The sequence below is a fragment of the Lysinibacillus sp. RS10 genome (genome assembly GCF_041956855.1).
Taxonomy (GTDB): domain Bacteria; phylum Bacillota; class Bacilli; order Bacillales_A; family Planococcaceae; genus Lysinibacillus; species Lysinibacillus xylanilyticus_A.
The window spans coordinates 3599515-3620951 of sequence record NZ_CP167122.1 but is presented as its reverse complement, the minus strand read 5'-3'; the positions used below and the strand labels follow the sequence as shown (position 1 = coordinate 3620951).

Sequence of the window (21437 nt, the reverse complement as noted above, 5' to 3'; positions counted from 1 at the left end):
ACGTTCTATTTTGAAGAATCACAATAATTTAAATGGCGCGCATACTTGAAATGTATGGGCGTCTATTGGTATAGGAGGACATAAAGATGGAAATGGCTTATACAATTATCGTTTTACTTTTTGGCTTCGTACTTGGCTCATTTTTTAATGTAGTGGGCTTACGAATACCAATAAAAGGGTCAATTCTCCGTCCACCTTCGCATTGTATTCATTGTAAGAGAAAGTTGACTGTGCTTGATTTGATACCTGTGTTGTCTTATGTGTTTTTAGGTGGGAAATGCCGTAGCTGTGGTCAAAAAATTTCTGGGATTTATCCACTGATGGAACTTATAACAGGCATATTATTTGCCTTGGCTTATTGGAAATTAGGCTTTAGTGCAGAATTTTTCGTAGCACTAGTATTGATTTCATTATTAGTAATTATTGTTGTATCGGATTTTGCGTATATGCTTATTCCTGATAAAATACTCCTATTCTTTTTACCATTACTCATTATTGGACGCTTGATATCGCCATTGTCTCCGTGGTGGGATAGTATAGTTGGTGCTGTAGTAGGATTTTGCATACTATATAGTATTGCTGCTTTATCAAAAGGTGGTATGGGCGGTGGCGATATTAAATTATTCTTCTTACTCGGTCTTGTACTCGGCACAATACATACACTTCTGACACTATTTGTATCAGCTGTGATTGGAATGATTGTTGGAATAGTGGTGTTAAAGGTCCGCGGGCAGGGAAGAAAAACGCCTATACCATTTGGACCATCTATTGCGCTAGCAGCTATCGTTGTCTATTTTTATGGAAACGCGTTGATGAATTGGTATTTTGAATGTTGGTAAGTCGTAAATCTTGTGGATCATGGAGGGGATAAAGTGAAACCAGTTATCGGTATAACGGCCTTTGTGGAAGATGATTTGTCTTCTAGATTAAATGCCGCCTACAGCAAAAGTGTCATTGAAGCTGGTGGAATTCCATTGATAATTCCGCTTGGCGTAGAAGAGGATGTAGCACAAATTTTATCGTTAACGGATGGATTATTATTATCGGGTGGCTATGATGTACATCCATTCCTCTTTGGTGCAGAACCTACACCGAAATTAGGGAAAGTTCATCCAGAAAGGGATTCAGTGGAGCTTGCCTTAATTGAAGCGGCCTTTATTCGCCAAATGCCGATTTTTGGCATCTGTCGAGGGATGCAAATACTAAATGTCGCGCTAGGAGGTACGGTCTATCAGGATATTGATAGCGAATATCACAGTAGTAAATTATTAAAGCACAAACAACAAGCGGCTCGAGGCGTTGCTACACATTATGTTCATGTTACACCTGATACACTATTAAAAACGATTATTGAGGAAGCGCAAATTGCTGTCAATTCATTTCATCATCAGGCTGTAAATGTAGTTGCGGAAAAAATGAAAGTAGTAGCAAAATCAAGTGATGGTATCGTTGAAGCGGTAGTACACGAAGATTTACCATTTTGTCTGGGCGTACAGTGGCATCCTGAAGAGCTAGCCATTGTAGGAGATGAAGGATCGAAGAAATTGTTTACTGCATTTGTAAAGGCAAGTTTGAAATTCAAAGTAGAGGCATAAGACTTGATAACTTAAAACTGCTAGTTCGACGTTTCGATGCTTACAAGGAATCCATTCTAAAGTGGATTCTTTTTTCTTTTAAGCAAAGTTATGCTCAAAAGAAAAAAGATGTCCGAAAAGTCTCCTTCGACATCTTCATTTAGTGCTAATACTAGCAACACGTTTTCGTATTTTGATTTTTTCCAAAAGGACTGGACTAAATGCGTGTACTCGTTCTCATCTTGCTTAATTCTCTAGCCTTAAATTAAGAAAAAGAGGTATATGCGAACATAATATCCTCTTTTTCTACTTTAATATTGAGATACTTTTAATGTACACGACGATAGAGACCAACAACTTGCCCCAAAATAGAAACTTGGTCTACGATAATCGGCTCCATTGTTGCGTTTTCAGGCTGTAAACGAAAATGGTTTTTTTCCTTGAAGAAACGCTTTACAGTTGCTTCATCCTCTTCAGTCATGGCTACGACAATATCACCATTATTAGCTGTTGCTCTTTGTTTAACTATGACTAAATCACCGTCTAAGATGCCAGCTTCAATCATGGATTCACCCATAATTTCTAGCATAAATAACTCATCTTCGCTTGTACCATAAATATCTGGAAGTGGGAAGTATTCATCGATATTTTCAATAGCAGTGATTGGAGAACCTGCTGTAACCTTCCCAACAAGTGGGACATGTACAACTTGTTGCTTTTGAATAGAATCCTCTGGCTCTAGGATTTCAATAGCGCGTGGTTTAGTTGGGTCTCGACGAATGAAGCCCTTTTGTTCTAAACGAGCTAAATGTCCATGAACTGTTGAGCTTGAAGCAAGTCCAACTGCTTCACCAATCTCACGTACAGATGGTGGATACCCCTTTGTGCGTACTTCTTCTTTGATGAACTCTAATATGGCTTCTTGTCTTTTCGAAACTTTTTTCATGATTGCTCACCTCTTTTTTTCTAATCATTCTACTTATTAGTAGTATAACAGAATGCGAACACTTAAGCAAACATAGGTTCGAAAAGTGTTTGACAAAAACGTTTGTTCGCATTATTATAAGAACATACATTCCGAACAAACATTCTAAAAGGGGTTATGATGATGAACTGGTTAAAGAAAAATCCACATATTACTACTTTATTAGGGGCATGTCTACTATTTGCAGCATACCTTTTTATAACAGATCCAGGCGATGTTACTTACGCTGAAATTGAAATCGAACATGGTGATAGTTTATGGTCGTTAGCTGAACAATACTCTGGTAAAATGAAAACGGATGATTGGATTAAGCTTGTGAAAGTAGAAAATGAATTATCGAACGTTGATATTATTGCAGGTAAATCCCTAGTGATTCCAGTAGTGGGTGACCAGTCCATGCCCATAAATTCAATTGAAATTGCGAGAAATGAACAATGATAAATAAACAACAATCGGCTGTTGTCTATTGCCGTGTAAGTACAGAAAAAGAGACACAAAGTTCCTCGCTTGAGCGTCAACAGGAGGAGTTGATGCGCTATGCTAAAGAGCAGGGCTACGAAGTGAAGCACGTTTTTATGGATAAGCATAGTGGCTATGATGTGGAACGTGAGGGCTTACTTGAAATGCTCGACTTTATAAAAGAAAAAGAAGTTAAAGCATTATTTGTACAGGATGAAACACGTTTAGGACGTGGAAATGCTAGAATGGCAGTATTGCATTTATTACAAAAAACTGAAACGGATGTTTTTTCTATACGAGACGAGGGCCCTGTACAATTAAATGAAATGGATACGATGCTACTAGAGATTTTAGCGATCGTAGAGGAGTACCAGCGCAGAATCCATAATGCTAAAATACGTCGTGGTATGCGTCGTGCCGTTGAAAATGGCTATCGTCCTGAAAACAATTTATCTAATCGGGGAAATCCAAATGGTCAAGAACGTAAGGATGTGCCTGTAGAAGAGATTATCAAGCTACGTAATCGAGGCTTCACCTTTGATGAAATCGCCATGACACTAAAAGGTCTAGGCTTTGATGTAAGTAAAGCTACTGTACATCGGAGATATAGGGAACACCAAGAAAGTTTGACGGGTAAATAAAATGAAACTTCAATCATTAGGAGTTTCGTCATCCTGCTGATAGGAAGCCTCATCTTGTGGCGACGCTAGGGGACCAACGTTTTGTTGGCCCAATAACGGTCAGTTAATCGTACTGACCGTTATTTCGGGTAAAATTGCTCTACTAGTCTTTTCTTAATTAATACAAACTCTCAATAATAACATTGTCTGGTAGTTTAAATGGATTTTCTTTATTTATTCTGTCATAAAACATGATACCATTTAAATGATCTATTTCGTGTTGCATTAAGATGGAACCGTATCCATTGAAATGATAAATGGCTTCTTGCCCGTGTATGTCATATGCTTTAACTTTAATTCTTTCATATCTTGGAACAAAGCCATTAACGTTTCTATTGACCGAAAGACAACCTTCCCCCTCAGGTAAATAAATCATGTTTAAAGAGTGACTAACGATTTTTGGGTTAATTAACATATATTCATGATGTTTATCTCCATCTTTATAAAGTGCAGTAAACATTCGTTTATTCAGACCAATTTGATTGGCAGATAAGCCAACTCCTGAACGTAATTTATATTTTTTTGAAATATCCGGATCTTGGCTATTTTTTAAATACTTAAGCATACAAATTAATGTATCTTGATCTTCTTTTGAAACAGGTAACGTAACCTCATTCGTATTTTTTCGTAATATCGCAGCACTCTCCTTTACAAAATCTTTCATTGTTATCATATACTCAAGATGGAATTTACTCATATATAAACACCTCATCAACTTTTCTATTTAGAGCTTTAGCAATTTTAAAGGCTAATTCAAGCGTTGGGTCATACTTATCATTTTCAATACAATTGATAGTTTGTCTGACAACCCCACATTCTCTTGCAAGGGCTTCTTGCGTTAATCCTAATTTTTTTCTTAGTGCTTTTATTATATTCTTCAGACTTATACCTCCTTTTGTCTAAAGTGTTGGTTAATTTATTATATGAAAATTAATGTAAAACGTCCAATGTATTGGACATTTAGATTTTGAAAAAAGAAGTAGCTCTTGACTACTTCTCGCTATTTTTATTTCAACTAATAGCGTTTCCTACGATCTATTAACAAAAGTAAAAAGAATTGGTTATGCCCATTCTTCATCTAATACAGCATAATAATATTCATCCCACCACTCATCTCCGTGGGGAATACATTTTTTAAAATAACCTTCGCGTCTCATGCCGATTTTCTCCATCACTCGATACGATGGGATATTTTCTGGCTGGCATGTTGCAATAATTCTATGAAGTTTCATTTCTTTGAATCCATAGTCCAGTACAGTTCTTGCGGCTTCAGAGGCGTATCCATTATTGTAATAGTTCGGATTCAATACCCAACCAATTTCATACGTATGGTCACCAAAACATTGATGGAAAACAATATGACCAATAACAATATTTTCGCTTAGTAAAATAATAGGGAAGTATTTTGCTTTTTGCCCGCTATTTTCTGAAACAAACTTTCTGGCTTTCTCCTCATTAAAAACGCCCTCCGGAATATATTTCATCACATTTATATCTGAAGTATATTCATAGACAGCTTGCCAATCTTGAACCTCAAATTCTCTTATTAATAGTCTTTTCGTTTTGATAAACATTTCATTTTTCCCCCAAGCATACTTAATAAACCTTTAATATTAGTTTACACTTCTAACTTCACAAAGTCATGTATTGTGTGGCATTTATTGTAAATATTGAAGGTCACTAAAAAGGTTGGTATAACTGCATTTTAAGGGAATCCATGCTATACTTTGCATACCATATTCATTAAGATATGTATTGAAAGGTGTGTAACTATGTTATCAAAAGAAAAAATTAACCGAATCAATGAACTTTCTGCCAAGGCTAAAAGTGGACAATTAACAGAGTCAGAAGCTAAGGAACAAACAGCGCTTCGCAAGGAGTATCTAGATACATTTAGAGCAACGATGCGTGATACAATTGAAAATGTAAAAGTGGTAGATCCAGAAGGTAATGATGTAACACCAGAGAAGGTAAAACAAGCGAAAAAAAATAAATTTCTAAATTAATGTGTCACATTTAGATCAATTACGCCTCAGCGTAATTGCGTCCTGATTTTGGATTGTGCTTAGGCCTGCACGATGCAGGTCAGTTAGCCGTTTTCGCAGGATGCGAAGGTTTTAGGCTAACATCCTTATAATAACTCCTTTCAAAATCCGTGACATCCGCCGGAGGCATTATCTTTATTCAGTTAGCCTTATACGGTCCACATCTGTGAAAATATTATATTTAAATAAATATTATTTTATAATTAGGCTGTATTTTTCAACTGAATAAAGATAAAGTATGTTATAAAACGTAAATAGTATAACAAAAACATTGTTTTCTGAAGCAATGTTGACTAAACTGTAAAAGAACAATATATAGGACGAGAAAGGATGTCACAACATAATGACTCAACATGCGGATCAACTAGCGATTAATGCTATCCGAACTTTGTCAATCGATGCAATTGAAAAAGCAAACTCAGGTCACCCAGGTTTACCGATGGGGGCTGCGCCAATGGCTTATACGCTTTGGACAAAACAACTTCGCCATAATCCGGCAAATCCAAAATGGTATAACCGCGATCGTTTTGTACTTTCTGCAGGTCATGGCTCTATGCTTCTATATAGCCTACTTCATCTTGGTGGCTACGGCTTACCAATGGAAGAAATTCAAAACTTCCGTCAATGGGATTCATTAACTCCAGGACATCCTGAATATGGTCATACTGTTGGGGTAGAGGCAACAACAGGTCCTCTAGGTCAAGGTATTGCTATGACAGTTGGAATGGCAATGGCTGAACGTCATTTAGCAGCTACTTACAATAAATCAGGACATGACATCGTTGATCACTATACATTCGCACTTTGTGGCGATGGCGATTTAATGGAAGGTGTGGCAGCTGAGGCTATCTCTTTAGCAGGTCACTTAAAGCTTGAAAAATTAATCGTGCTTTACGATTCTAATGATATTTCTTTAGATGGTGACTTAGAAAAGTCATTCTCAGAAAACGTGCAAAAACGTTTTGAATCTTATGGTTGGAACTATTTAAAAGTTGCTGATGGTACAGATGTTGAAGCGATTAACACAGCTATCGAGGAAGCTAAGAAATCAACTGGCAAGCCAACACTTATCGAAGTAAAAACTGTCATTGGTTTCGGTTCACCTAACAAATCAGGTAAAGCAGATTCTCACGGTGCACCATTAGGTAAAGATGAGACTGTATTAACAAAAGCAACATATGAATGGGCACATGAACCATTCCAAATTCCAACTGAAGTATATGATACATTTACTACAGCTGCAGAGCTTCAAGGGGCACAACCAGAAGAAGCTTGGAATGCTAAATTCGAAGCATATAAGCAAGAGTTCCCAGAATTAGCAGCACAATTTGAAAAAGCAATGAATGGTCAATTACCAGAGGATTTCGCTTCAGAATTACCAGTATATGAAGCAGGTAAATCAGTAGCTACTCGTTCTTCTTCAGGAGAGGCAATCAATGCAATTGCGAAGAAAACACCATCATTCTTCGGTGGTTCAGCTGACCTTGCTGGCTCAAATAAAACAAGAATGAAAGGCGCTGGAGATTTCTCTGCAGACGATTATGCTGGCCGTAATATTTGGTTCGGTGTACGTGAATTTGCAATGGGTGCAGCTATGAACGGTATGGCACTTCATGGTGGTCTTAATGTATTCGGTGGTACATTCTTCGTATTCTCTGACTACGTTCGTCCAGCAGTACGTCTTTCTGCATTAATGGGTCTTCCTGTTACTTATGTATTTACACATGACTCAATTGCTGTAGGGGAAGATGGTCCAACACATGAACCAATCGAACACCTTGCATCTTTACGCGCAATGCCAAATTTATCTGTTGTTCGTCCAGCTGATGCAAATGAATCAGCAGTTGCATGGGAGCTAGCAGTAGCTTCAGAAAAAACACCAACAGTTTTAGTATTATCTCGTCAAAACTTACCTGTGCTTGACGCATCGATTGATACAGTACGTGAAGGTGTTACTAAAGGTGCTTATACAGTGTCTCCTGCTACAAAAGAAGTGGCAGATGCCATTTTAATTGCAACAGGCTCTGAGGTTTCACTTGCAGTGGAAGCACAAAAAGCATTAAAAGCAGAAGGTATGGATGTGGCAGTAGTTTCAATGCCTTCTATGGATCGCTTTGAAAAACAAGATGCAGCATACAAAGAATCTGTTCTTCCTAAAGCTGTAACAAAACGTCTTGCGATCGAAATGGGTGCATCATTCGGCTGGCATAAATACACTGGTTTCGAAGGAGACGTTCTTGCAATCGACAAGTTCGGCGCTTCTGCACCAGGTGAATTAGTAATGGAAAAATACGGATTCACAGTAGACAATGTTGTAGCGAAGGTAAAAGCACTATAATTTATAAAATACCGCAATACTCAGTAGGTTAAATCTCCTCTGAGTACTGCGGTATTTTTTCATGTTTAGAGGACTTCACTAAAGAAATCCAAACAGCTGCACAATGAATGAGAAGCATAACGACAAAACAGTAAAAGCCCTTGTTACTTCCTCCTAGATTTAGCTCATCAACAATAATGCCACTAAACCAAAGGAGCTGACCTGTGACAATTACTGAGAGGCTTGCAAAAAGTAAACAAAACCAAATAGATACTTTTTTTATAATGACAATAATGAGTAGTAAAACAGCAAAAAGTAGGGTAGCTTCAAAAATCGGGTCAAGAAGTGAAAACGCATTTCCATCTACGAAATGCTTATAAGTAAATCGAGTATCCACACAATCCCTCCTTAAAAATAATCAGCAACTTTTAGTGATCAGCCAAAATAATAACGTTTTTGGTAATAAAAGGTTCTGATAATCAAAAAACATATCTAGTATTAATTTCCATTTGATATACAATGATAAGAATAGGCACCGAACTAGAAAGGTTGAGGGGGATTTAAATGAATCCACAAGCTATACTTACACAAGTAAAGAAAACTTTCTCAGAATTAGATTGTACAGGTGGCGGAGTTATTATTATTAAGCATGGTCAAACTGTACTAGAAGAATATTTTGGTGTGCAAGGACAACAAAAAGGAGCAAAAAATGTTGGGCCACATACTCTTTTTCATCTTGCTTCTGTTCGTAAAGCTTACGTTGGTTTTGCTGTGGCATATGCGATTTATCATAACTACATTGCATCGATTGATGATAAACTAAGTGATTATTTGGGGAATGAAGAGTTTTTTGGAGACGTTTCAATAAGACATCTACTCACACATACACACGGTTTACATTGGCAAAATGGAAAAATAATTAAGGAATATAAAGCAGGCTATAACTGGGCATATCGAGATATCAATGTAGAACTACTTGCCAAAGTCATTTTTGAAGTTACTGGAAAAACTATTGCAGAAATTGTGGATGAGCAAGTATTTCAGACATTGTCTTTTACTGAAACAAATTGGTTCAGTGAAAAAAACGAACAGCATATAGAAGTAATTCATAATGATAGTCCATTTTGGTATGAAAGTGATATATGCGATGGCAGCAAAATGAATATGTATAGTTCATTAAGAGAGCTAGCTAAATGGGGGCAAGTTCATCTGAACAAAGGGAAAATAAATGGAAAACAAATTATACCTGAGGAAATCGTACAGCTATCAACGACAATTCAATCCCCTAATTCTAAACTTAAGCACTCTCCAACTAATGGATTTTTCTGGTTTATTCAGCCTCAACAGAGGGAGGGGATTACAGAGTTAAGCCCGATATTACCTCAAGGAAGTTTTCAATTACTTGGTTATACAAGCGTAGCAGTACTGGTAATTCCAAAAGAAAATATTGTGGCAGTTCGAGGATTTAATAGCTTTGGTTCACCAGAAGGCTTTAATTACATCAAAGATATTCATGATTTTGGTTCAACAGTATATCAATCAATTTGATAAAGTAATTTTTTTATAAGGAGAGAGCTTGTGATGAAGAAATATAGCGTTGTTTTATTTGATTTAGATGGAACATTATCTGATCCGAAGATAGGGATAACCAAATCAGTTCAATACGCATTACAAAAGGCAGATATCGAAGTAAGCGATTTAGATAAACTTGAAAGTTTTATAGGACCACCATTACAAGTATCTTTTCATGAAATTTATGGATTTAATGATGCGCAAATTGAGCAAGCTATTAGCAATTACCGGGAGCGATTCAAGGAAAGAGGGATGTTTGAGAATAAACTGTACGAAAATATTCCAGCTTTGTTAGCCGATTTAAAACAATCGGGATACATATTAGCAATTGCTACATCAAAGCCAACTAATATTTGCCGAACAAATTTTGAAATATTTCAACCTTGAACATTATTTTGACCTTGTCGCAGGTAGCAATCTTGATGGTACACGATCCGCCAAAGGAGAAATTATCGCATTTGTACTTGACCATTTTAATGAAGTAGATAACAATCAATTTATGATGATTGGAGATCGAAAATACGATATTGTTGGGGCACATGAAAATCAAATTGATTCTATCGGTGTTACTTATGGCTATGGCTCACTTGAAGAGTTAACGGATGCACAAGCAACATATATAGTTAACAGTGTAAATGAAATTAAAGAACTTCTTGGTTAATAGATAGTCAGAAACTGCATTGGTAGAAATGCAGTTTCGTATTTTTAGGGAAAACAGACGAAAATCGCTGATAACCCAGGTAGAATCGCTGATAACCCAGGTAGAATCGCTGATAAAAGATCAGAAATCGCTGATAACCCAGGTAGAATCGCTGATAAAAGATCAGAAATCGCTGATAACCCAGGTAGAATCGCTGATAAAAGATCAGAAATCGCTGATAACCCAAGCAATATCGCTGATAAACTAGCAAAATCAGTATTAAATCAAACGACCCAAGAAAAATTTATTTCGCAAGCCCATTTTGAAAAGCGTAGACAACTGCTTGTGTGCGATCTTGAACATCGAGCTTCGCTAAAATATTGCTGACATGAGTTTTCACCGTTTTTAAAGCAATGAATAGTTCATCGGCGATTTCCTGATTTGCTTTGCCTTGAGCCATCAGCAGTAATACTTCCATTTCACGATCTGTAAGTTGCTCATAAAGTGGGGTGCTATTGCCGTGGCGCATACGATGCATCATTTTTGAAGTTACTTCTGGCTCGAGCACGGTTTCACCGCCCATCGTTTTGCGAATGGCATCCGCGATTTGCTTTGCATTTGAAGTTTTTAAAATATAGCTAACTGCACCAGCTTCTAATGCAGGATAAACTTTATCATCGTCTAAAAAACTTGTAACCATCATTATTTTTGCCTCTGGCCATGCTGCTAAAATTTCAGCTGTCGCCTCAGCTCCAGTCATGATTGGCATGACATTATCCATTAAAATAATGTCTGGACGTAGGGCGAGAGCTCGTTCCACTGCCTCTTTACCATTTTCAGCTTCACCGACGACAGTGATATCTGGTTGTGCTGACAAATAGGCAGAAACACCGATACGCACCATTTCGTGATCATCCACTATTAACACTTGAATCATTCACTTCTTCCTCCTTTTGTAGCGGGATTTTAACCTCTACAATTGTACCTTCACCAGGCACTGACACAATTTTATACATACAGCCTATCTCTACAGCGCGTTCAGCAATATTTTGCAGACCATAAGAAGCAGATTTATCAGCTTCGACATCAAAGCCGAGGCCATTGTCCTGGATACGTAAAATAGCTAAATCATCGCGGGCAACGAGCAGTAATTCAACTTCGCTCGCTTTGGCATGGCGTAGCGTATTGGATAACGCCTCCTGTGCAATGCGGAATAAATGATCCTCTTCTGCTTTTGATAACGACATTTCCTCCAGCTCATATTCAATATGAAAAAATACTTTTTGCTGCAACTCAATAATTAACTCCTCAAGACCTTGAGCAAGAGTTTTATTATGCAAAGCTACAGGACGTAAATGTAATAATAATGCGCGCATTTCAAGCTGTGCCTGTTGTACAATTTTTTCGACCTGCTTTAAGCTTGTGGCATTTTCGTCCGTTTCCGTTAAAGCGGAAAGTAACATCGAAGCGGCGAATAATTGCTGCGATACAGAATCATGCAGCTCACGAGCAAGGCGTTGGCGTTCAGCAATAATTCGTTCTTGAATAATTTTATCGTTGGCTTCTGCACGTTCATTGGATAAGCGCTGTAAGCTTTTTCGTTGAGTATCGATTAACTCACTTGTTTGTTCCAAAGCTTTTTTCAAAGGTTTCGGTAAAGGTTGTTTATTAGGTAATACAAAATCTGGTTCAATTAATTGCTTCACAATGCGGGTTGCCTGAGCTTCTCTTGCACGAGCAGTCATACTAATCCAGCTTGCAATCAGTAAACTGATCGCAAAAAGACTGAGGGCAATATAACCGCCAAGTGGTATATTATTATAATTCTGTTGCCATAATGGCCCCCATATTTTCTCATTTGGCTCGCCCCAGATAGCGACAAGGAGTCCAAATGCAGCACTCAACAAAATGAAAAATAGCGTAAATAATCTCGAGATAAAGGCTATCATTTACGTAGCACCTCCAAGTCCCCAAGCCATGTTGCAACATGTATAACGAGTGTACGCTTTGCATCCTCAGGGTTTCCATCTGAGAAACTTACACTTTCATTGAGTATGCGTTGTGGCCCAACATGTAGACATTTCAATTCACCAAATAATGTCGTGTATTGTAAACGGAATGGAACTTCATATGGAATATAAACTTGCACCTTACCAATGCCTTGGCGAATCGTTATGAGACTTGTGCCAGCAGGTAAAATGGTCTGTGTTGTATCAATCGTAATGTCACCTGCAAGTCGCTGAATTTGTACATCTTGCCATTTATAGGCTTCTACAGGTGCAGGCATTGTACCGATTAATTCGTTTTTCGTAGCGGGGAGCTTTTCGAAAAGCTCCAAACCAACAACTTTTGGTTGGTTTTCTCTTTGCAAGTATTGATAGAGCATATATAAGAGAATAATGACGATAAAGAAGCGTAAACTCCACATTGTAAAGAGTGCGATTGCGATAAAGAAAATCCCTGTCCATTTAAAGAAACGAACTTTTTTTGAGAAACTTAAATAAAGAAGTCCGGCTCCAATCAATAAACAAAAGGCACCACCGTTGTTAAAAATTGTGAGCTCCACAAAAACGAGTAAAAAGAAGCATAGTACCCAAAATGTGAGCTTATTAGTTGTGAAATTTTGCAAGAGGGTCACCCTTCTTTCTACTAAGAGTATAAGAGAGGGAATGGGTCCCTCTAGTTCAAAACGTGAAAGAATGCGCCGCTAAATATGGCGCATTTCCTTCATTATAACATGTTATTTGTTTTCAATAAGCAGTGGTGCGTTTTCTTCTGCGGCATTTTTTTCAAGCTGTGCAAGGCGAGTCTCGAAAGATGTTACTTCATGATCTTTGTCGATTTGGTAAGCAAGCTTATCGATATATGACTCTAAATCTTCAAAGTTCGTTTTATTGTTTTTAGCAATCATCCCGTCCATTTGATGGTGTGCGCGTGTCACGTTTTCTTTGCCCATAAGCTGTAATTGACGCACTTTCATGTCTTTAATTTTGTGTTTCATTGTTTCAAATTTACGCTCAAGCTCAAAGTATTCGCGTGTGCTTGCTTCAATACTAGCTTGTAATGTGTTGTTACGTGCTGTGTAAGCAGCTACTTCGTCAGTTGCAAAGTCGATTAAATCTTGCTCACCGCTAGTTGTAGCTAATTTTAGTTGAGCTTCACGTTTAGCTAGTAATTCTGCATTTTGCTTAAATTCCTGCTCAAGTTTTTCCTTTAGCTGACCTTGACGCTCTAATAATTTTCCTGTTTGCTCGGTTTGTTTTTCTGCCTCACGAATGTATTGATTTAACATCGCAATTGGATTTTTTTGTTCCTTTTTATCAAATACATGATGTAAATCTGCCTCTATTGTATATTTAAAACGTTGAAATAAGTTCATTTAAACTCGCTCCTTTTATTTTGTTAAGTTTGACCATTCTTTTTCAAAGTTTGTAAACGGATCTTCTTCTTTCGCTTCAATCGTTGGAATTTTTACATCTTCGTTATTCCATTTTTTGTAGATCACATAGATGATAGCGATTGCCGCTAAACCAACCATAGCCGGGATATTAGATATTGCTGATAGAACACCCATCAGACCAACTGTAAACCAAATGATTTTGCCGAATGTCGACTTGCTTGCAATGTAGAAGTGCATGCCAAGCGCTACAAATAAACCAGAAAATAGTAAGCCTGCGAGCGGTCCAACTAAAGCAAGTGCAACACATGCTGCGATGAAGCCTCCTGTAAATAAAAGAAATTTTCTCATATGTTCTAGCTCCTTTCGTTTGTACTTTTATATTACCTATTAGAAAGCTCTTCTAAAACGGACTGGAAATTGATTTTGCTCTAGGTCTTGAGGCTGAGAATAGTCTAAGCTGCTATAGAAGAGGTGCACATTTGCAGAAATAGAACACAGATAGGACATGTGATATCTAATAAGAAACGCATTATGCCATAAAGTAATTGATAGAACCGAAAGTAGAAAGTTTTCGACAAAAATAGAAGATGAGGGCTTCCTTCGTTTGACAAATTAAAGAGTTTGGATGAGCTATACTTATGAAAAAGAAATGAGCGAAGGAGGATTTCTAGTGAGAACCTATTCCATATATAAAATTAAAGAAGAGCATTTAACGTTTATTTTCGGCAGAGAGCGTAAGTTATTAGAAATGATGCAAGGCTGTGAAGACGCTAATGAGAAATCCTTAAAAGAGCTTGCATATATATGTGAAACGGTTCGCTTCGAAGAGATAGCTACAATGCTAGAGGCGCAACTAGATTCCAAGTATGCACATTTAGAGAGGGCTCGTAATGCTTTATTTTTAGAACATCCAATAAAAGGGAAAATGGCTATTTATTTAGTGGAACGTAAAATTTGTGTCTATTGTGAAGGGTCACGAATGCTCGATTTGGATCTATTTCAGATGCTTGCGAAAATGAGTGAGCGTTTTATTGCTTTTAATAAACAAGATAATGAGTGTGGGTGGTTAAAACCGATGAAGTATACAATGCATTAGGAAAATTCACTACAATATATAGTAACACGCTAAAATTTGGTGTATAATGGAGCGTGGAGAGTTTTTTTCTCGGTATATTGTAGTGGAGGAGGTTGGTTGTATGCCTACATGGGGCTGGATTATTATTGTTATTATCGCGTTAGCAGCGGGCGCAGCACTTGGTTTCTATTTCGCTCGTAAAGCTATGATGAAATATTTAAAAGAAAACCCACCAATTAACGAACAAATGATTCGTATGATGATGGCACAAATGGGTCGTACGCCGTCTGAAAAGCAAGTACGTCAAATGATGTCACAAATGAATAAATTCCAAAAATAGTAGGAATTTTTAAAGAGCAACTAGTCCAAGCCTTGGCTAGTTGTTTTTTTAATTTCTTTCAGCGGGTATCCAAAATCCCGCGTTAAAACTTCCGGACGCAATTACGCCAAGGTTAACTTTACAAACCATTTGAATAATTCTAAAAAATCATACAATTCTATCGGAAAACTCGTTATAATGGAAATATTCTATTTAAAGGAGTTGTGTGCATTGCAGAAAGAAAAAACAAATGTTGAAAGCTTTGATTTAGATCATACAAAAGTTAAAGCACCGTATGTACGTTTAGCGGGTGTAAAAACAGGGAAAAATGGCGATGAAGTATACAAATATGACATTCGTTTTAAACAGCCAAATAAAGCACATATGGAAATGCCTGCATTACATTCCTTAGAGCATTTATCGGCTGACATTATTCGAAATCACTCTGATCATATTGTTGATTTTAGTCCAATGGGATGCCAAACAGGCTTCTATGTATCACTTATTAATCACAATAATTATCAGGACTTGTTAAATATTTTAGAAAAAACTTTTACGGACGTAACAAAGGCAACTGCTGTTCCTGCCTGTAATGAAGTGCAATGCGGCTGGGCAGCTAGCCATAATCTAGAAGGTGCACAAGCGTTAGCCAAAGAATTTTTAGCAAAACGTGATGAATGGCACGTCGTTTTTGCAGAATAAAAACACTTTGAAAAACCTTGCGTGCATGTTCATTCATGCTCGAAAGGTTTTTCAAAGTGTCCGAAAATAAAATAGTCAAAGCAATCTTTGTAATGGTTATGACGCTTTAAATGAGGGGATTTCCATTCCAGACTACTTGCTTTCTTGAGGATATGAGTCATGCCGCTTTGCTTTCACACTGATATATTGTTGAATTTTCGTTTTATCACTATAAATTAGAGTGACATGTAATTGAAGTGGTGATTGTAGTGGAGACTGAGCGACTCCTTGGGGATCAGCGGTAGAGGAACGAAGGCTAAGAGCATCACGTCCAGTGATAACGCCTTCGTAACCTACATCGTGTAGGCCCGAGACCCTGGAGCGAGCAGGCAGAGGAACGAAGGCTAAAACCATCACGTCCTGTGATAACGCCTTCGTGACCAACATCCTGTTGCCCCAAGCGGGTCATCGGACGCCCCCAGGAAGCTCTGCTCTGCGCGAAAGCGAAGCGTCAGCGGCAAATGTTTTATCTGTGCGAAAGCGAAGCGACAGCAACAATGTTTTATCTGTGCGAAAGTGCAACGACAGCAACAACAAAGCGCTCAGTCGGAACGGAAATCAACCTCTCGTTTTGCGGAAGAGCTATATTTTATTTTTTGACACAAGAGTTTTTCATATGCACTAAAAATGAAATGGAATGACATTAGATGAAGAAGAATCACGCTTAATTCTTTGATAGATAAAATTTTCTAAAAAGTCATGAATTAAATCCTCATATTCAGCCATATTTTCATTAAAGGACTGTGCATGAGCACCGTTATCAAATAGCTTCAGTTTCTTTGGACCAGTCTTTTTATGGTATAAGTCCAGTGACATGGAAGCCGGAATAAATGTATCCGGAATACTGTGAATAAAGAGCACGGGCTTTTCAATATTTGTCACAGCCTCAGCAGGTGTAACACTTTTAAAGGAATAGCCGTCACGCAAACGGACAAAGAAATCTGCAAATCGAATTGGAATAATTGCGCCATATTTAAATTCTGTCTTCGCAATTTGTTTAAGCAGCATTGAGAAATCAGAAAACGCACAATCAGAAATATAGAAATCTGCACCGTCCTCTACAGTCCCTGCATAAAGTAACATTGTTGCGGCACCCATCGATTCACCATGAATACCAAGAATGGCGTTTTCTCCAATCATAGCTTTGACAGTTTTGACAACTGCGTCAAGGTCATTTTTTTCATAGTAACCGTAGCTAGTCGTTTTCCCGCCGGTCTCTCCATGCCTACGATGATCAAAAATAACGGAATTGTAGCCAAGTCGTTCAAAAAGTCGAGCATATTTAACTGAGTTGATTTTATTTTCTGTTACTCCGTGGCAAATGATGATGGTATTATTTGTTTCTAATGGCTGAAACATAATACCGCGTATCGTATAGCCGTTGGGAGAGTCAATATTTAATTCGCATTTTAAATTTTTATTGTACCAAGCTTCGTCAAAACGTTTAGCAGTAGTTTCGCGTTCACGAACAAATTCAGGATCCTTTTGCTTAATGTACATTAATTTATTAGAAAGAGCGAAGCCGAACAAACCTGTTGCTGCTGCGGCAAGCGTTGTCGTTATACCTGAAAATAAAAGCATTTTCTTTTTCATTATTAACACCTCCAACGTCCTGTGTATGCACTTTTCTTACTTGTAATGTTCCCAACTGAGATTGTTTAAAACACGTCAACATTTTACAATATCTTTGGCAAAAGTGCGATTATTTCTATCTATCGAAAATCGTCAAAATATTTGTTAAAATATATATATCTGCTAGTAGCATATGCATGCAGTGTTGATTTTGAACGGGGAAAAGGGGAGAAAAGTGATGTCAAAAGAGGTTGTAATAGTGAGTGCTGTACGTACAGCTATTGGTTCATTCCAAGGAACATTAAAGGACGTAGCAGCGACAAAATTAGGGAGTATTGTTATTAAAGAAGCATTAGCACGTGCTGGCGTAGCAGGCGAACAAGTCGACGAGGTCATTATGGGGAATGTCTTATCGGCTGGACTTGGTCAAAATCCAGCTCGTCAAGCAGCAATTGCAGCAGGTTTACCACATGAAGTATCAGCATTAACGATTAATAAAGTTTGTGGCTCAGGACTAAAAGCAGTTCACTTAGCGACACAGGCTATTTTAGCAGGCGATGCGGATATTATCGTTGCAGGTGGCTTTGAAAATATGAGCCAAGCACCGTATGTATTAAAAAATGCACGAGAAGGCTTCCGCATGGGGGATCAAAAAGTAGTTGATACGATGATTCATGACGGATTATGGTGTGCATTTAATGATTATCATATGGGTAGTACAGCAGAAAATTTATGTGATGCCTATGAAATTTCACGAGAAGAACAAGACACTTTTGCAGCACGTTCACAACAGCGTGCGGAAGCGGCAATTGCAGCAGGGAAGTTTAATGATGAAATCGTAGCTGTTGAAATTCCTCAGCGCAAGGGAGATCCTATTGTTTTCAAACAAGATGAATTCCCTCGTAATGGGGTTACTGCGGAGTCTCTATCTAAACTACGACCTGCATTTAAAAAGGAAGGCTCTGTAACAGCGGCAAATGCTTCAGGTATTAACGATGGTGCAGCGGCTGTTGTGGTAATGTCGAAAGAAAAAGCGGTAGAGTTAGGCATTCAACCAATGGCGCAAATTACAGCAAATGCAAGTGCAGGGGTTGATCCAGCTATTATGGGAACTGGTCCTGTAACGGCAGTAAAAAAGGCATTGGCAAAGGCTGATGTGACGTTAGATAATATAGATTTAATTGAAGCGAATGAAGCATTTGCAGCTCAATCTATTGCTGTAGATCGCGAATTAGGTTTCAATCATGATAAACTAAATGTCAACGGGGGAGCAATTGCTCTTGGTCACCCAATTGGTGCAAGTGGTGCGCGCATTTTAGTCACGCTTTTACATGAAATGGAAAAGTGTGATGCGAAAACAGGTCTCGCAACATTATGTATCGGTGGTGGGCAAGGCGTAGCAACAGTTGTCAAGCGCCCGTGAAGTAGATAAGAAGGTGAATTACAAAATGGGGAAGAAACGAAAACAGCAGCAACATGCAAATAATGGCATGACAGCCAGCTTACCAAAGCAGGAGGCCGTTACATTAGCGGATCAGCTTGGCGGTGACGTGCTTGCCAAACTAAAAGCTGCAAAACAAGATTTAACAGCGAAAGAACAGGCCGCTGAGGAAGAGCGCCAAGCGAAGCTAGCATTTGAACGCAAACAACGTGAAAAAAACAAATCGTTTGAAGAACTACTCAACGAATACGGCGATAAAGGCTCAAAATTTTAAAGAAAACAGTGAATCCAAATTTTGTGGATTCACTGTTTTTTTTATGTTTTATCGGATTCGAATTTGGATTAGATAAATTCTATAGTATTCAAAAATAGCCTTTCTAGTAGTTCTGTATTGGTAACAGATTGAATCATTGCTTTTAAGTAAGTTTCTTGATCCGTATTTGTAAAGTTCCAATTAACATCTTTAGATAGTGCATATGCTTGTACAAAAATACGAATAGTACGCCCATTTCCCTCTCGAAATGGGTGTAACATATTCAATTCGGATTTGTAATATGCCAATCTATTTGCAGCTTGATTAATTGTAGTCCAAGTAGGTTCATTATTTAATTGATAAAACAATTCACTGGCATAGGAATTAATATATTGAAATTGACAAAACCTAGTAGAGCCTTTCATTAATTGAACATCTCTAAAATGTCCAGCGAACGGATAAATATCTTGAAATAAATGGACATGCAAATTTTGGAAGTCTAGGAGGTGGAACGATTTGATTTTGTATGTTCCTTGTTCGATTTGTGTGGCCCTTAGTGAAAAAACAAATGCTTCTGCTAATTCAAGACTTTTGTAATCAGTAATGTCCAGAAGATTTGTTTTTAAAAGGAAGTCATCATTAAGTTTTTTATTGTACTTTTCCATTATTCAGAACTTCCTTAATAATGGTCGGTGAAATTTGTATACCAGAATTAACGATCTCAAGTACTTTTTTCTGAAGTGTTGGAGTTAGTGATAAATTTTCAAATTGCAAATTTTTAAGTACACGATTAAATTCAGGAGAGTTTAATTGGATTTGTTTCATTTTAAATTGCTCCCTTCTCTTACTTCTTATTATAAGCTGTAGTAACAACTTCAACAATCAAACACTTTCGCATAGTTTCTTTCATAACAACATGGAGTTCAATCAAGTAATTTTGATAAATTTTTTAGCGTGCCCTTTGTCTTTTGAAAATTTTCTTCACCAACACTACAATCCCTACAAAAACAATCGCTCCAGCTGTATCCAAAATAACATCCTGTCCACTCATCATACGTCCTGGTGTAAAGCTTTGACGAAACTCATCTAGTATTGCAATAAGGGCTGTTCCGGCAATAGCGATACCTGCAGCGAACCGCCGTTTTCCCCATGCAAAGTAAATACCAAGTGCGATACAACCAAATCCAACAAAATGCGTTAATTTTCGAATTAAAAATTCTAAAAATTTAAAGTAACCGCGCTCTTCAACAGAAACAACTGTGTCCCAATAAGGTATTTTTAAAACAGATAATTGCTTCTCGAAAGGTTTATTTGCCAATGCGTCTTCTAATTCTGGAAGTATACTTTGTTGTTCATAGGTCATGCTAGAGGAAATAGCAAGTATTACTAAAAACGTGATTAAGACAAGCCATTTCTTCATCGGTGATCTGTATACTGTTCTGTTTTTGTTAGTTCATTTACCGCTGTAAAATCTGTTATTGAATCTATTTTTTCATAGGCAGCGAGTGTTTGTGCAAGTTGTTCTTGTGAGCTTGCACCTATTACCGTTGAGGCTATAGTAGGCTCCTTTAAATTAAAGGCGATTGCTAGTGCATGTAAATCGTCATAATGTGTAGCTAAGTCTGTTAATGCTGTTGTTAATGCGTCCGCTGTATATGTGTTAAAGCCATTGACGCGCTGTAAACGTTCTTTCCAGCTATTAGTAAGTAAACCCTTTGCGACAGTACCGCGTGTTATAACGGAAGCCCCTTCGCCAGCAATAAAGTCGAGCCATTCCTCTGGACGACGATCTAAAGCACTATATTGCATCATGATACTTTTTGCAGAACTTGCTGGTAAAAAACACTTTAGTACATTTGGTCGAATAGAGGAAATGCCGTATTCTCTGATCAGTCCATCCTTTTTCAAACTTTCAAATGTATCAATAATTCCATCCCAGTCGTCTTCAATAGTGCCACCATGTAACTGATAAACATCTATAAAATCAGTACCTAGTCGTTTTAAGCTAGCGTGTAGAGCTTCCTTTATATAAGCCGGGGATGCATCCCAGTGCCATCCTTCTTTACCTTCTGTCCATCGGTTACCAACTTTCGTAGCTACGATTACATCTTGACGGCGCTTTCCTAAAATAGTGCCAATTATCTCTTCGTTAGTGCCAAAGTCATATAAATCGGCCGTATCGATATAATTGATGCCAGCATCTAGTGCCATATCGATAATACCAGCTGCCTTCTTCTTATCTGTCGAAAGAGACATGCCCCCTAAACTAATTTCTGAAATAAACAATTCGCTCGAGCCGAGCTGTCTTTTTTTCATGCAAATGACCTCCTTCGATTTCTCTACTTGTAATGGTACAATGAACAT

The 21437-nt window shown here is 37.8% G+C and carries 27 protein-coding genes and 1 pseudogene; 13 read left to right on the top strand and 15 right to left on the bottom strand.

The features are described 5' to 3' along the window. Positions 1-86 precede the first annotated feature (86 nt). Positions 87-839, top strand: a complete 753-nt coding sequence (locus ACB089_RS18515) for a prepilin peptidase (RefSeq protein WP_374963356.1) — start codon at positions 87-89, stop codon at positions 837-839. A 33-nt stretch (positions 840-872) separates the two neighbouring features. After that, positions 873-1595: a gamma-glutamyl-gamma-aminobutyrate hydrolase family protein gene (locus ACB089_RS18510; RefSeq protein WP_374963354.1), complete on the top strand. Its 723-nt coding sequence runs from the start codon at positions 873-875 to the stop codon at positions 1593-1595. A 307-nt stretch (positions 1596-1902) separates the two neighbouring features. On the opposite strand, the gene lexA is transcribed toward ACB089_RS18510, so the two are convergent. Continuing rightward, a complete protein-coding gene (gene lexA, locus ACB089_RS18505; protein WP_068983040.1) occupies positions 1903-2520 on the bottom strand; it encodes a transcriptional repressor LexA in 618 nt (205 codons plus the stop codon). A gap of 162 nt (positions 2521-2682) precedes the next feature. Here lexA and ACB089_RS18500 point away from each other — a divergent pair, with 162 nt between their 5' ends. Then, positions 2683-2997 carry a LysM peptidoglycan-binding domain-containing protein gene (locus ACB089_RS18500; protein ID WP_374963351.1) on the top strand — a complete coding sequence of 105 codons (315 nt, stop codon included), beginning with the start codon at positions 2683-2685 and terminating at the stop codon, positions 2995-2997. After that, positions 2994-3659, top strand: a complete 666-nt coding sequence (locus tag ACB089_RS18495; RefSeq protein ID WP_374963349.1) for a recombinase family protein — start codon at positions 2994-2996, stop codon at positions 3657-3659. The genes ACB089_RS18500 and ACB089_RS18495 overlap by 4 nt, the downstream gene beginning before the upstream one ends. 157 nt (positions 3660-3816) lie before the next feature. Here ACB089_RS18495 and def read toward each other — a convergent pair whose 3' ends face one another. The 3 genes from def to ACB089_RS18480 all read right to left on the bottom strand — a co-directional run bounded on the left by def (position 3817) and on the right by ACB089_RS18480 (position 5272). After that, positions 3817-4395: a peptide deformylase gene (gene def / locus ACB089_RS18490; RefSeq protein ID WP_374963347.1), complete on the bottom strand. Its 579-nt coding sequence runs from the start codon at positions 4393-4395 to the stop codon at positions 3817-3819. Next, the gene (locus ACB089_RS18485; RefSeq protein ID WP_374967592.1) at positions 4388-4579 is read right to left on the bottom strand and encodes a helix-turn-helix transcriptional regulator; all 192 of its coding nucleotides are present in this window, start codon (positions 4577-4579) and stop codon (positions 4388-4390) included. Before ACB089_RS18485 ends, def begins: the two co-directional genes overlap by 8 nt. 180 nt (positions 4580-4759) lie before the next feature. Next, positions 4760-5272, bottom strand: a complete 513-nt coding sequence (locus ACB089_RS18480; protein ID WP_374963346.1) for a GNAT family N-acetyltransferase — start codon at positions 5270-5272, stop codon at positions 4760-4762. Between the two features lie 198 nt (positions 5273-5470). On the opposite strand from ACB089_RS18480, the gene ACB089_RS18475 reads away from it, so the two are divergent. Together ACB089_RS18475 and tkt are read left to right on the top strand one after the other, a co-directional pair. Continuing rightward, positions 5471-5704 (top strand): DUF896 domain-containing protein, encoded by a 234-nt coding sequence (locus tag ACB089_RS18475; RefSeq protein WP_368635343.1) that lies wholly within the window; start codon positions 5471-5473, stop codon positions 5702-5704. Between the two features lie 382 nt (positions 5705-6086). After that, positions 6087-8081, top strand: coding sequence for a transketolase (gene tkt / locus ACB089_RS18470; protein WP_374963344.1), 1995 nt, complete (start codon positions 6087-6089; stop codon positions 8079-8081). A gap of 28 nt (positions 8082-8109) precedes the next feature. Here tkt and ACB089_RS18465 read toward each other — a convergent pair whose 3' ends face one another. After that, positions 8110-8457, bottom strand: coding sequence for a hypothetical protein (locus tag ACB089_RS18465; protein WP_374963343.1), 348 nt, complete (start codon positions 8455-8457; stop codon positions 8110-8112). 167 nt (positions 8458-8624) lie between these two features. On the opposite strand from ACB089_RS18465, the gene ACB089_RS18460 reads away from it, so the two are divergent. Both ACB089_RS18460 and ACB089_RS18455 read left to right on the top strand, forming a co-directional pair. Then, positions 8625-9608 carry a serine hydrolase domain-containing protein gene (locus ACB089_RS18460; RefSeq protein WP_374963341.1) on the top strand — a complete coding sequence of 328 codons (984 nt, stop codon included), beginning with the start codon at positions 8625-8627 and terminating at the stop codon, positions 9606-9608. A 33-nt stretch (positions 9609-9641) separates the two neighbouring features. Then, a pseudogene (locus ACB089_RS18455) lies at positions 9642-10293 on the top strand (HAD family hydrolase). Positions 10294-10576: 283 nt separating this feature from the next. On the opposite strand, the gene ACB089_RS18450 reads toward ACB089_RS18455, so the two are convergent. The 5 genes from ACB089_RS18450 to ACB089_RS18430 all read right to left on the bottom strand — a co-directional run bounded on the left by ACB089_RS18450 (position 10577) and on the right by ACB089_RS18430 (position 14020). After that, positions 10577-11209 (bottom strand): response regulator, encoded by a 633-nt coding sequence (locus ACB089_RS18450; RefSeq protein ID WP_374963340.1) that lies wholly within the window; start codon positions 11207-11209, stop codon positions 10577-10579. Beyond that, positions 11184-12221 (bottom strand): sensor histidine kinase, encoded by a 1038-nt coding sequence (locus tag ACB089_RS18445; protein ID WP_374963338.1) that lies wholly within the window; start codon positions 12219-12221, stop codon positions 11184-11186. The genes ACB089_RS18450 and ACB089_RS18445 overlap by 26 nt, the downstream gene beginning before the upstream one ends. Continuing rightward, a complete protein-coding gene (gene liaF, locus ACB089_RS18440) occupies positions 12218-12910 on the bottom strand; it encodes a cell wall-active antibiotics response protein LiaF (protein WP_374963336.1) in 693 nt (230 codons plus the stop codon). Before liaF ends, ACB089_RS18445 begins: the two co-directional genes overlap by 4 nt. Before the next feature lie 102 nt (positions 12911-13012). Next, positions 13013-13651, bottom strand: coding sequence for a PspA/IM30 family protein (locus ACB089_RS18435; protein ID WP_068983027.1), 639 nt, complete (start codon positions 13649-13651; stop codon positions 13013-13015). Positions 13652-13666: 15 nt separating this feature from the next. Beyond that, positions 13667-14020: an ABC transporter permease gene (locus ACB089_RS18430; RefSeq protein WP_323651285.1), complete on the bottom strand. Its 354-nt coding sequence runs from the start codon at positions 14018-14020 to the stop codon at positions 13667-13669. 322 nt (positions 14021-14342) lie between these two features. Here ACB089_RS18430 and sirA point away from each other — a divergent pair, with 322 nt between their 5' ends. The 3 genes from sirA to ACB089_RS18415 all read left to right on the top strand — a co-directional run bounded on the left by sirA (position 14343) and on the right by ACB089_RS18415 (position 15768). Then, entirely contained in the window at positions 14343-14768 is a 426-nt protein-coding gene (sirA, locus tag ACB089_RS18425) for a sporulation inhibitor of replication protein SirA (RefSeq protein ID WP_068983025.1), read from the top strand. A 100-nt stretch (positions 14769-14868) separates the two neighbouring features. Further along, complete coding sequence (locus ACB089_RS18420) at positions 14869-15087, top strand: YneF family protein (RefSeq protein WP_368635336.1); 219 nt, start codon at positions 14869-14871, stop codon at positions 15085-15087. A 177-nt stretch (positions 15088-15264) separates the two neighbouring features. After that, the gene (locus ACB089_RS18415) at positions 15265-15768 is read left to right on the top strand and encodes an S-ribosylhomocysteine lyase (RefSeq protein WP_374963334.1); all 504 of its coding nucleotides are present in this window, start codon (positions 15265-15267) and stop codon (positions 15766-15768) included. A 660-nt stretch (positions 15769-16428) separates the two neighbouring features. Here the strand turns inward: ACB089_RS18415 and ACB089_RS18410 are convergent. Continuing rightward, positions 16429-17400, bottom strand: a complete 972-nt coding sequence (locus ACB089_RS18410; protein WP_374963332.1) for an alpha/beta hydrolase — start codon at positions 17398-17400, stop codon at positions 16429-16431. A 217-nt stretch (positions 17401-17617) separates the two neighbouring features. On the opposite strand from ACB089_RS18410, the gene ACB089_RS18405 reads away from it, so the two are divergent. Both ACB089_RS18405 and ACB089_RS18400 read left to right on the top strand, forming a co-directional pair. Continuing rightward, positions 17618-18802: an acetyl-CoA C-acetyltransferase gene (locus tag ACB089_RS18405; RefSeq protein WP_374963330.1), complete on the top strand. Its 1185-nt coding sequence runs from the start codon at positions 17618-17620 to the stop codon at positions 18800-18802. Between the two features lie 25 nt (positions 18803-18827). Then, entirely contained in the window at positions 18828-19094 is a 267-nt protein-coding gene (locus tag ACB089_RS18400; protein ID WP_374963328.1) for a YqkE family protein, read from the top strand. Positions 19095-19162: 68 nt separating this feature from the next. Here the strand turns inward: ACB089_RS18400 and ACB089_RS18395 are convergent, their stop codons facing one another. From ACB089_RS18395 to ACB089_RS18380, 4 genes are all read right to left on the bottom strand, one after another. Further along, a complete protein-coding gene (locus ACB089_RS18395) occupies positions 19163-19738 on the bottom strand; it encodes a Fic/DOC family protein (RefSeq protein ID WP_374963327.1) in 576 nt (191 codons plus the stop codon). After that, a complete protein-coding gene (locus ACB089_RS18390; protein WP_337991185.1) occupies positions 19722-19898 on the bottom strand; it encodes a Zn-dependent hydrolase in 177 nt (58 codons plus the stop codon). Before ACB089_RS18390 ends, ACB089_RS18395 begins: the two co-directional genes overlap by 17 nt. A 124-nt stretch (positions 19899-20022) precedes the next feature. Then, positions 20023-20493 carry a VanZ family protein gene (locus ACB089_RS18385; RefSeq protein WP_374963325.1) on the bottom strand — a complete coding sequence of 157 codons (471 nt, stop codon included), beginning with the start codon at positions 20491-20493 and terminating at the stop codon, positions 20023-20025. After that, positions 20490-21389 (bottom strand): aldo/keto reductase, encoded by a 900-nt coding sequence (locus ACB089_RS18380; RefSeq protein WP_374963323.1) that lies wholly within the window; start codon positions 21387-21389, stop codon positions 20490-20492. Before ACB089_RS18380 ends, ACB089_RS18385 begins: the two co-directional genes overlap by 4 nt. Positions 21390-21437: the final 48 nt, after the last annotated feature.

Excerpts from the sequence above, each read along its gene's own strand:
- def (WP_374963347.1), bottom strand. The coding sequence starts at position 4,395 with ATGAGTAAATTCCATCTTGAGTATATGATAACAATGAAAGATTTTGTA.
- ACB089_RS18500 (WP_374963351.1), top strand. The coding sequence starts at position 2,683 with ATGAACTGGTTAAAGAAAAATCCACATATTACTACTTTATTAGGGGCA.
- ACB089_RS18380 (WP_374963323.1), bottom strand. The coding sequence starts at position 21,389 with ATGAAAAAAAGACAGCTCGGCTCGAGCGAATTGTTTATTTCAGAAATT.
- ACB089_RS18480 (WP_374963346.1), bottom strand. The coding sequence starts at position 5,272 with ATGTTTATCAAAACGAAAAGACTATTAATAAGAGAATTTGAGGTTCAA.
- ACB089_RS18515 (WP_374963356.1), top strand. The coding sequence starts at position 87 with ATGGAAATGGCTTATACAATTATCGTTTTACTTTTTGGCTTCGTACTT.
- ACB089_RS18460 (WP_374963341.1), top strand. The coding sequence starts at position 8,625 with ATGAATCCACAAGCTATACTTACACAAGTAAAGAAAACTTTCTCAGAA.
- ACB089_RS18390 (WP_337991185.1), bottom strand. The coding sequence starts at position 19,898 with ATGAAACAAATCCAATTAAACTCTCCTGAATTTAATCGTGTACTTAAA.
- ACB089_RS18385 (WP_374963325.1), bottom strand. The coding sequence starts at position 20,493 with ATGAAGAAATGGCTTGTCTTAATCACGTTTTTAGTAATACTTGCTATT.
- ACB089_RS18415 (WP_374963334.1), top strand. The coding sequence starts at position 15,265 with ATGGAAATATTCTATTTAAAGGAGTTGTGTGCATTGCAGAAAGAAAAA.
- ACB089_RS18405 (WP_374963330.1), top strand. The coding sequence starts at position 17,618 with ATGTCAAAAGAGGTTGTAATAGTGAGTGCTGTACGTACAGCTATTGGT.
- ACB089_RS18435 (WP_068983027.1), bottom strand. The coding sequence starts at position 13,651 with ATGAACTTATTTCAACGTTTTAAATATACAATAGAGGCAGATTTACAT.
- lexA (WP_068983040.1), bottom strand. The coding sequence starts at position 2,520 with ATGAAAAAAGTTTCGAAAAGACAAGAAGCCATATTAGAGTTCATCAAA.
- ACB089_RS18420 (WP_368635336.1), top strand. The coding sequence starts at position 14,869 with ATGCCTACATGGGGCTGGATTATTATTGTTATTATCGCGTTAGCAGCG.
- ACB089_RS18475 (WP_368635343.1), top strand. The coding sequence starts at position 5,471 with ATGTTATCAAAAGAAAAAATTAACCGAATCAATGAACTTTCTGCCAAG.
- ACB089_RS18400 (WP_374963328.1), top strand. The coding sequence starts at position 18,828 with ATGGGGAAGAAACGAAAACAGCAGCAACATGCAAATAATGGCATGACA.
- ACB089_RS18410 (WP_374963332.1), bottom strand. The coding sequence starts at position 17,400 with ATGAAAAAGAAAATGCTTTTATTTTCAGGTATAACGACAACGCTTGCC.
- ACB089_RS18445 (WP_374963338.1), bottom strand. The coding sequence starts at position 12,221 with ATGATAGCCTTTATCTCGAGATTATTTACGCTATTTTTCATTTTGTTG.
- ACB089_RS18450 (WP_374963340.1), bottom strand. The coding sequence starts at position 11,209 with ATGATTCAAGTGTTAATAGTGGATGATCACGAAATGGTGCGTATCGGT.
- tkt (WP_374963344.1), top strand. The coding sequence starts at position 6,087 with ATGACTCAACATGCGGATCAACTAGCGATTAATGCTATCCGAACTTTG.
- ACB089_RS18430 (WP_323651285.1), bottom strand. The coding sequence starts at position 14,020 with ATGAGAAAATTTCTTTTATTTACAGGAGGCTTCATCGCAGCATGTGTT.
- ACB089_RS18495 (WP_374963349.1), top strand. The coding sequence starts at position 2,994 with ATGATAAATAAACAACAATCGGCTGTTGTCTATTGCCGTGTAAGTACA.
- ACB089_RS18395 (WP_374963327.1), bottom strand. The coding sequence starts at position 19,738 with ATGGAAAAGTACAATAAAAAACTTAATGATGACTTCCTTTTAAAAACA.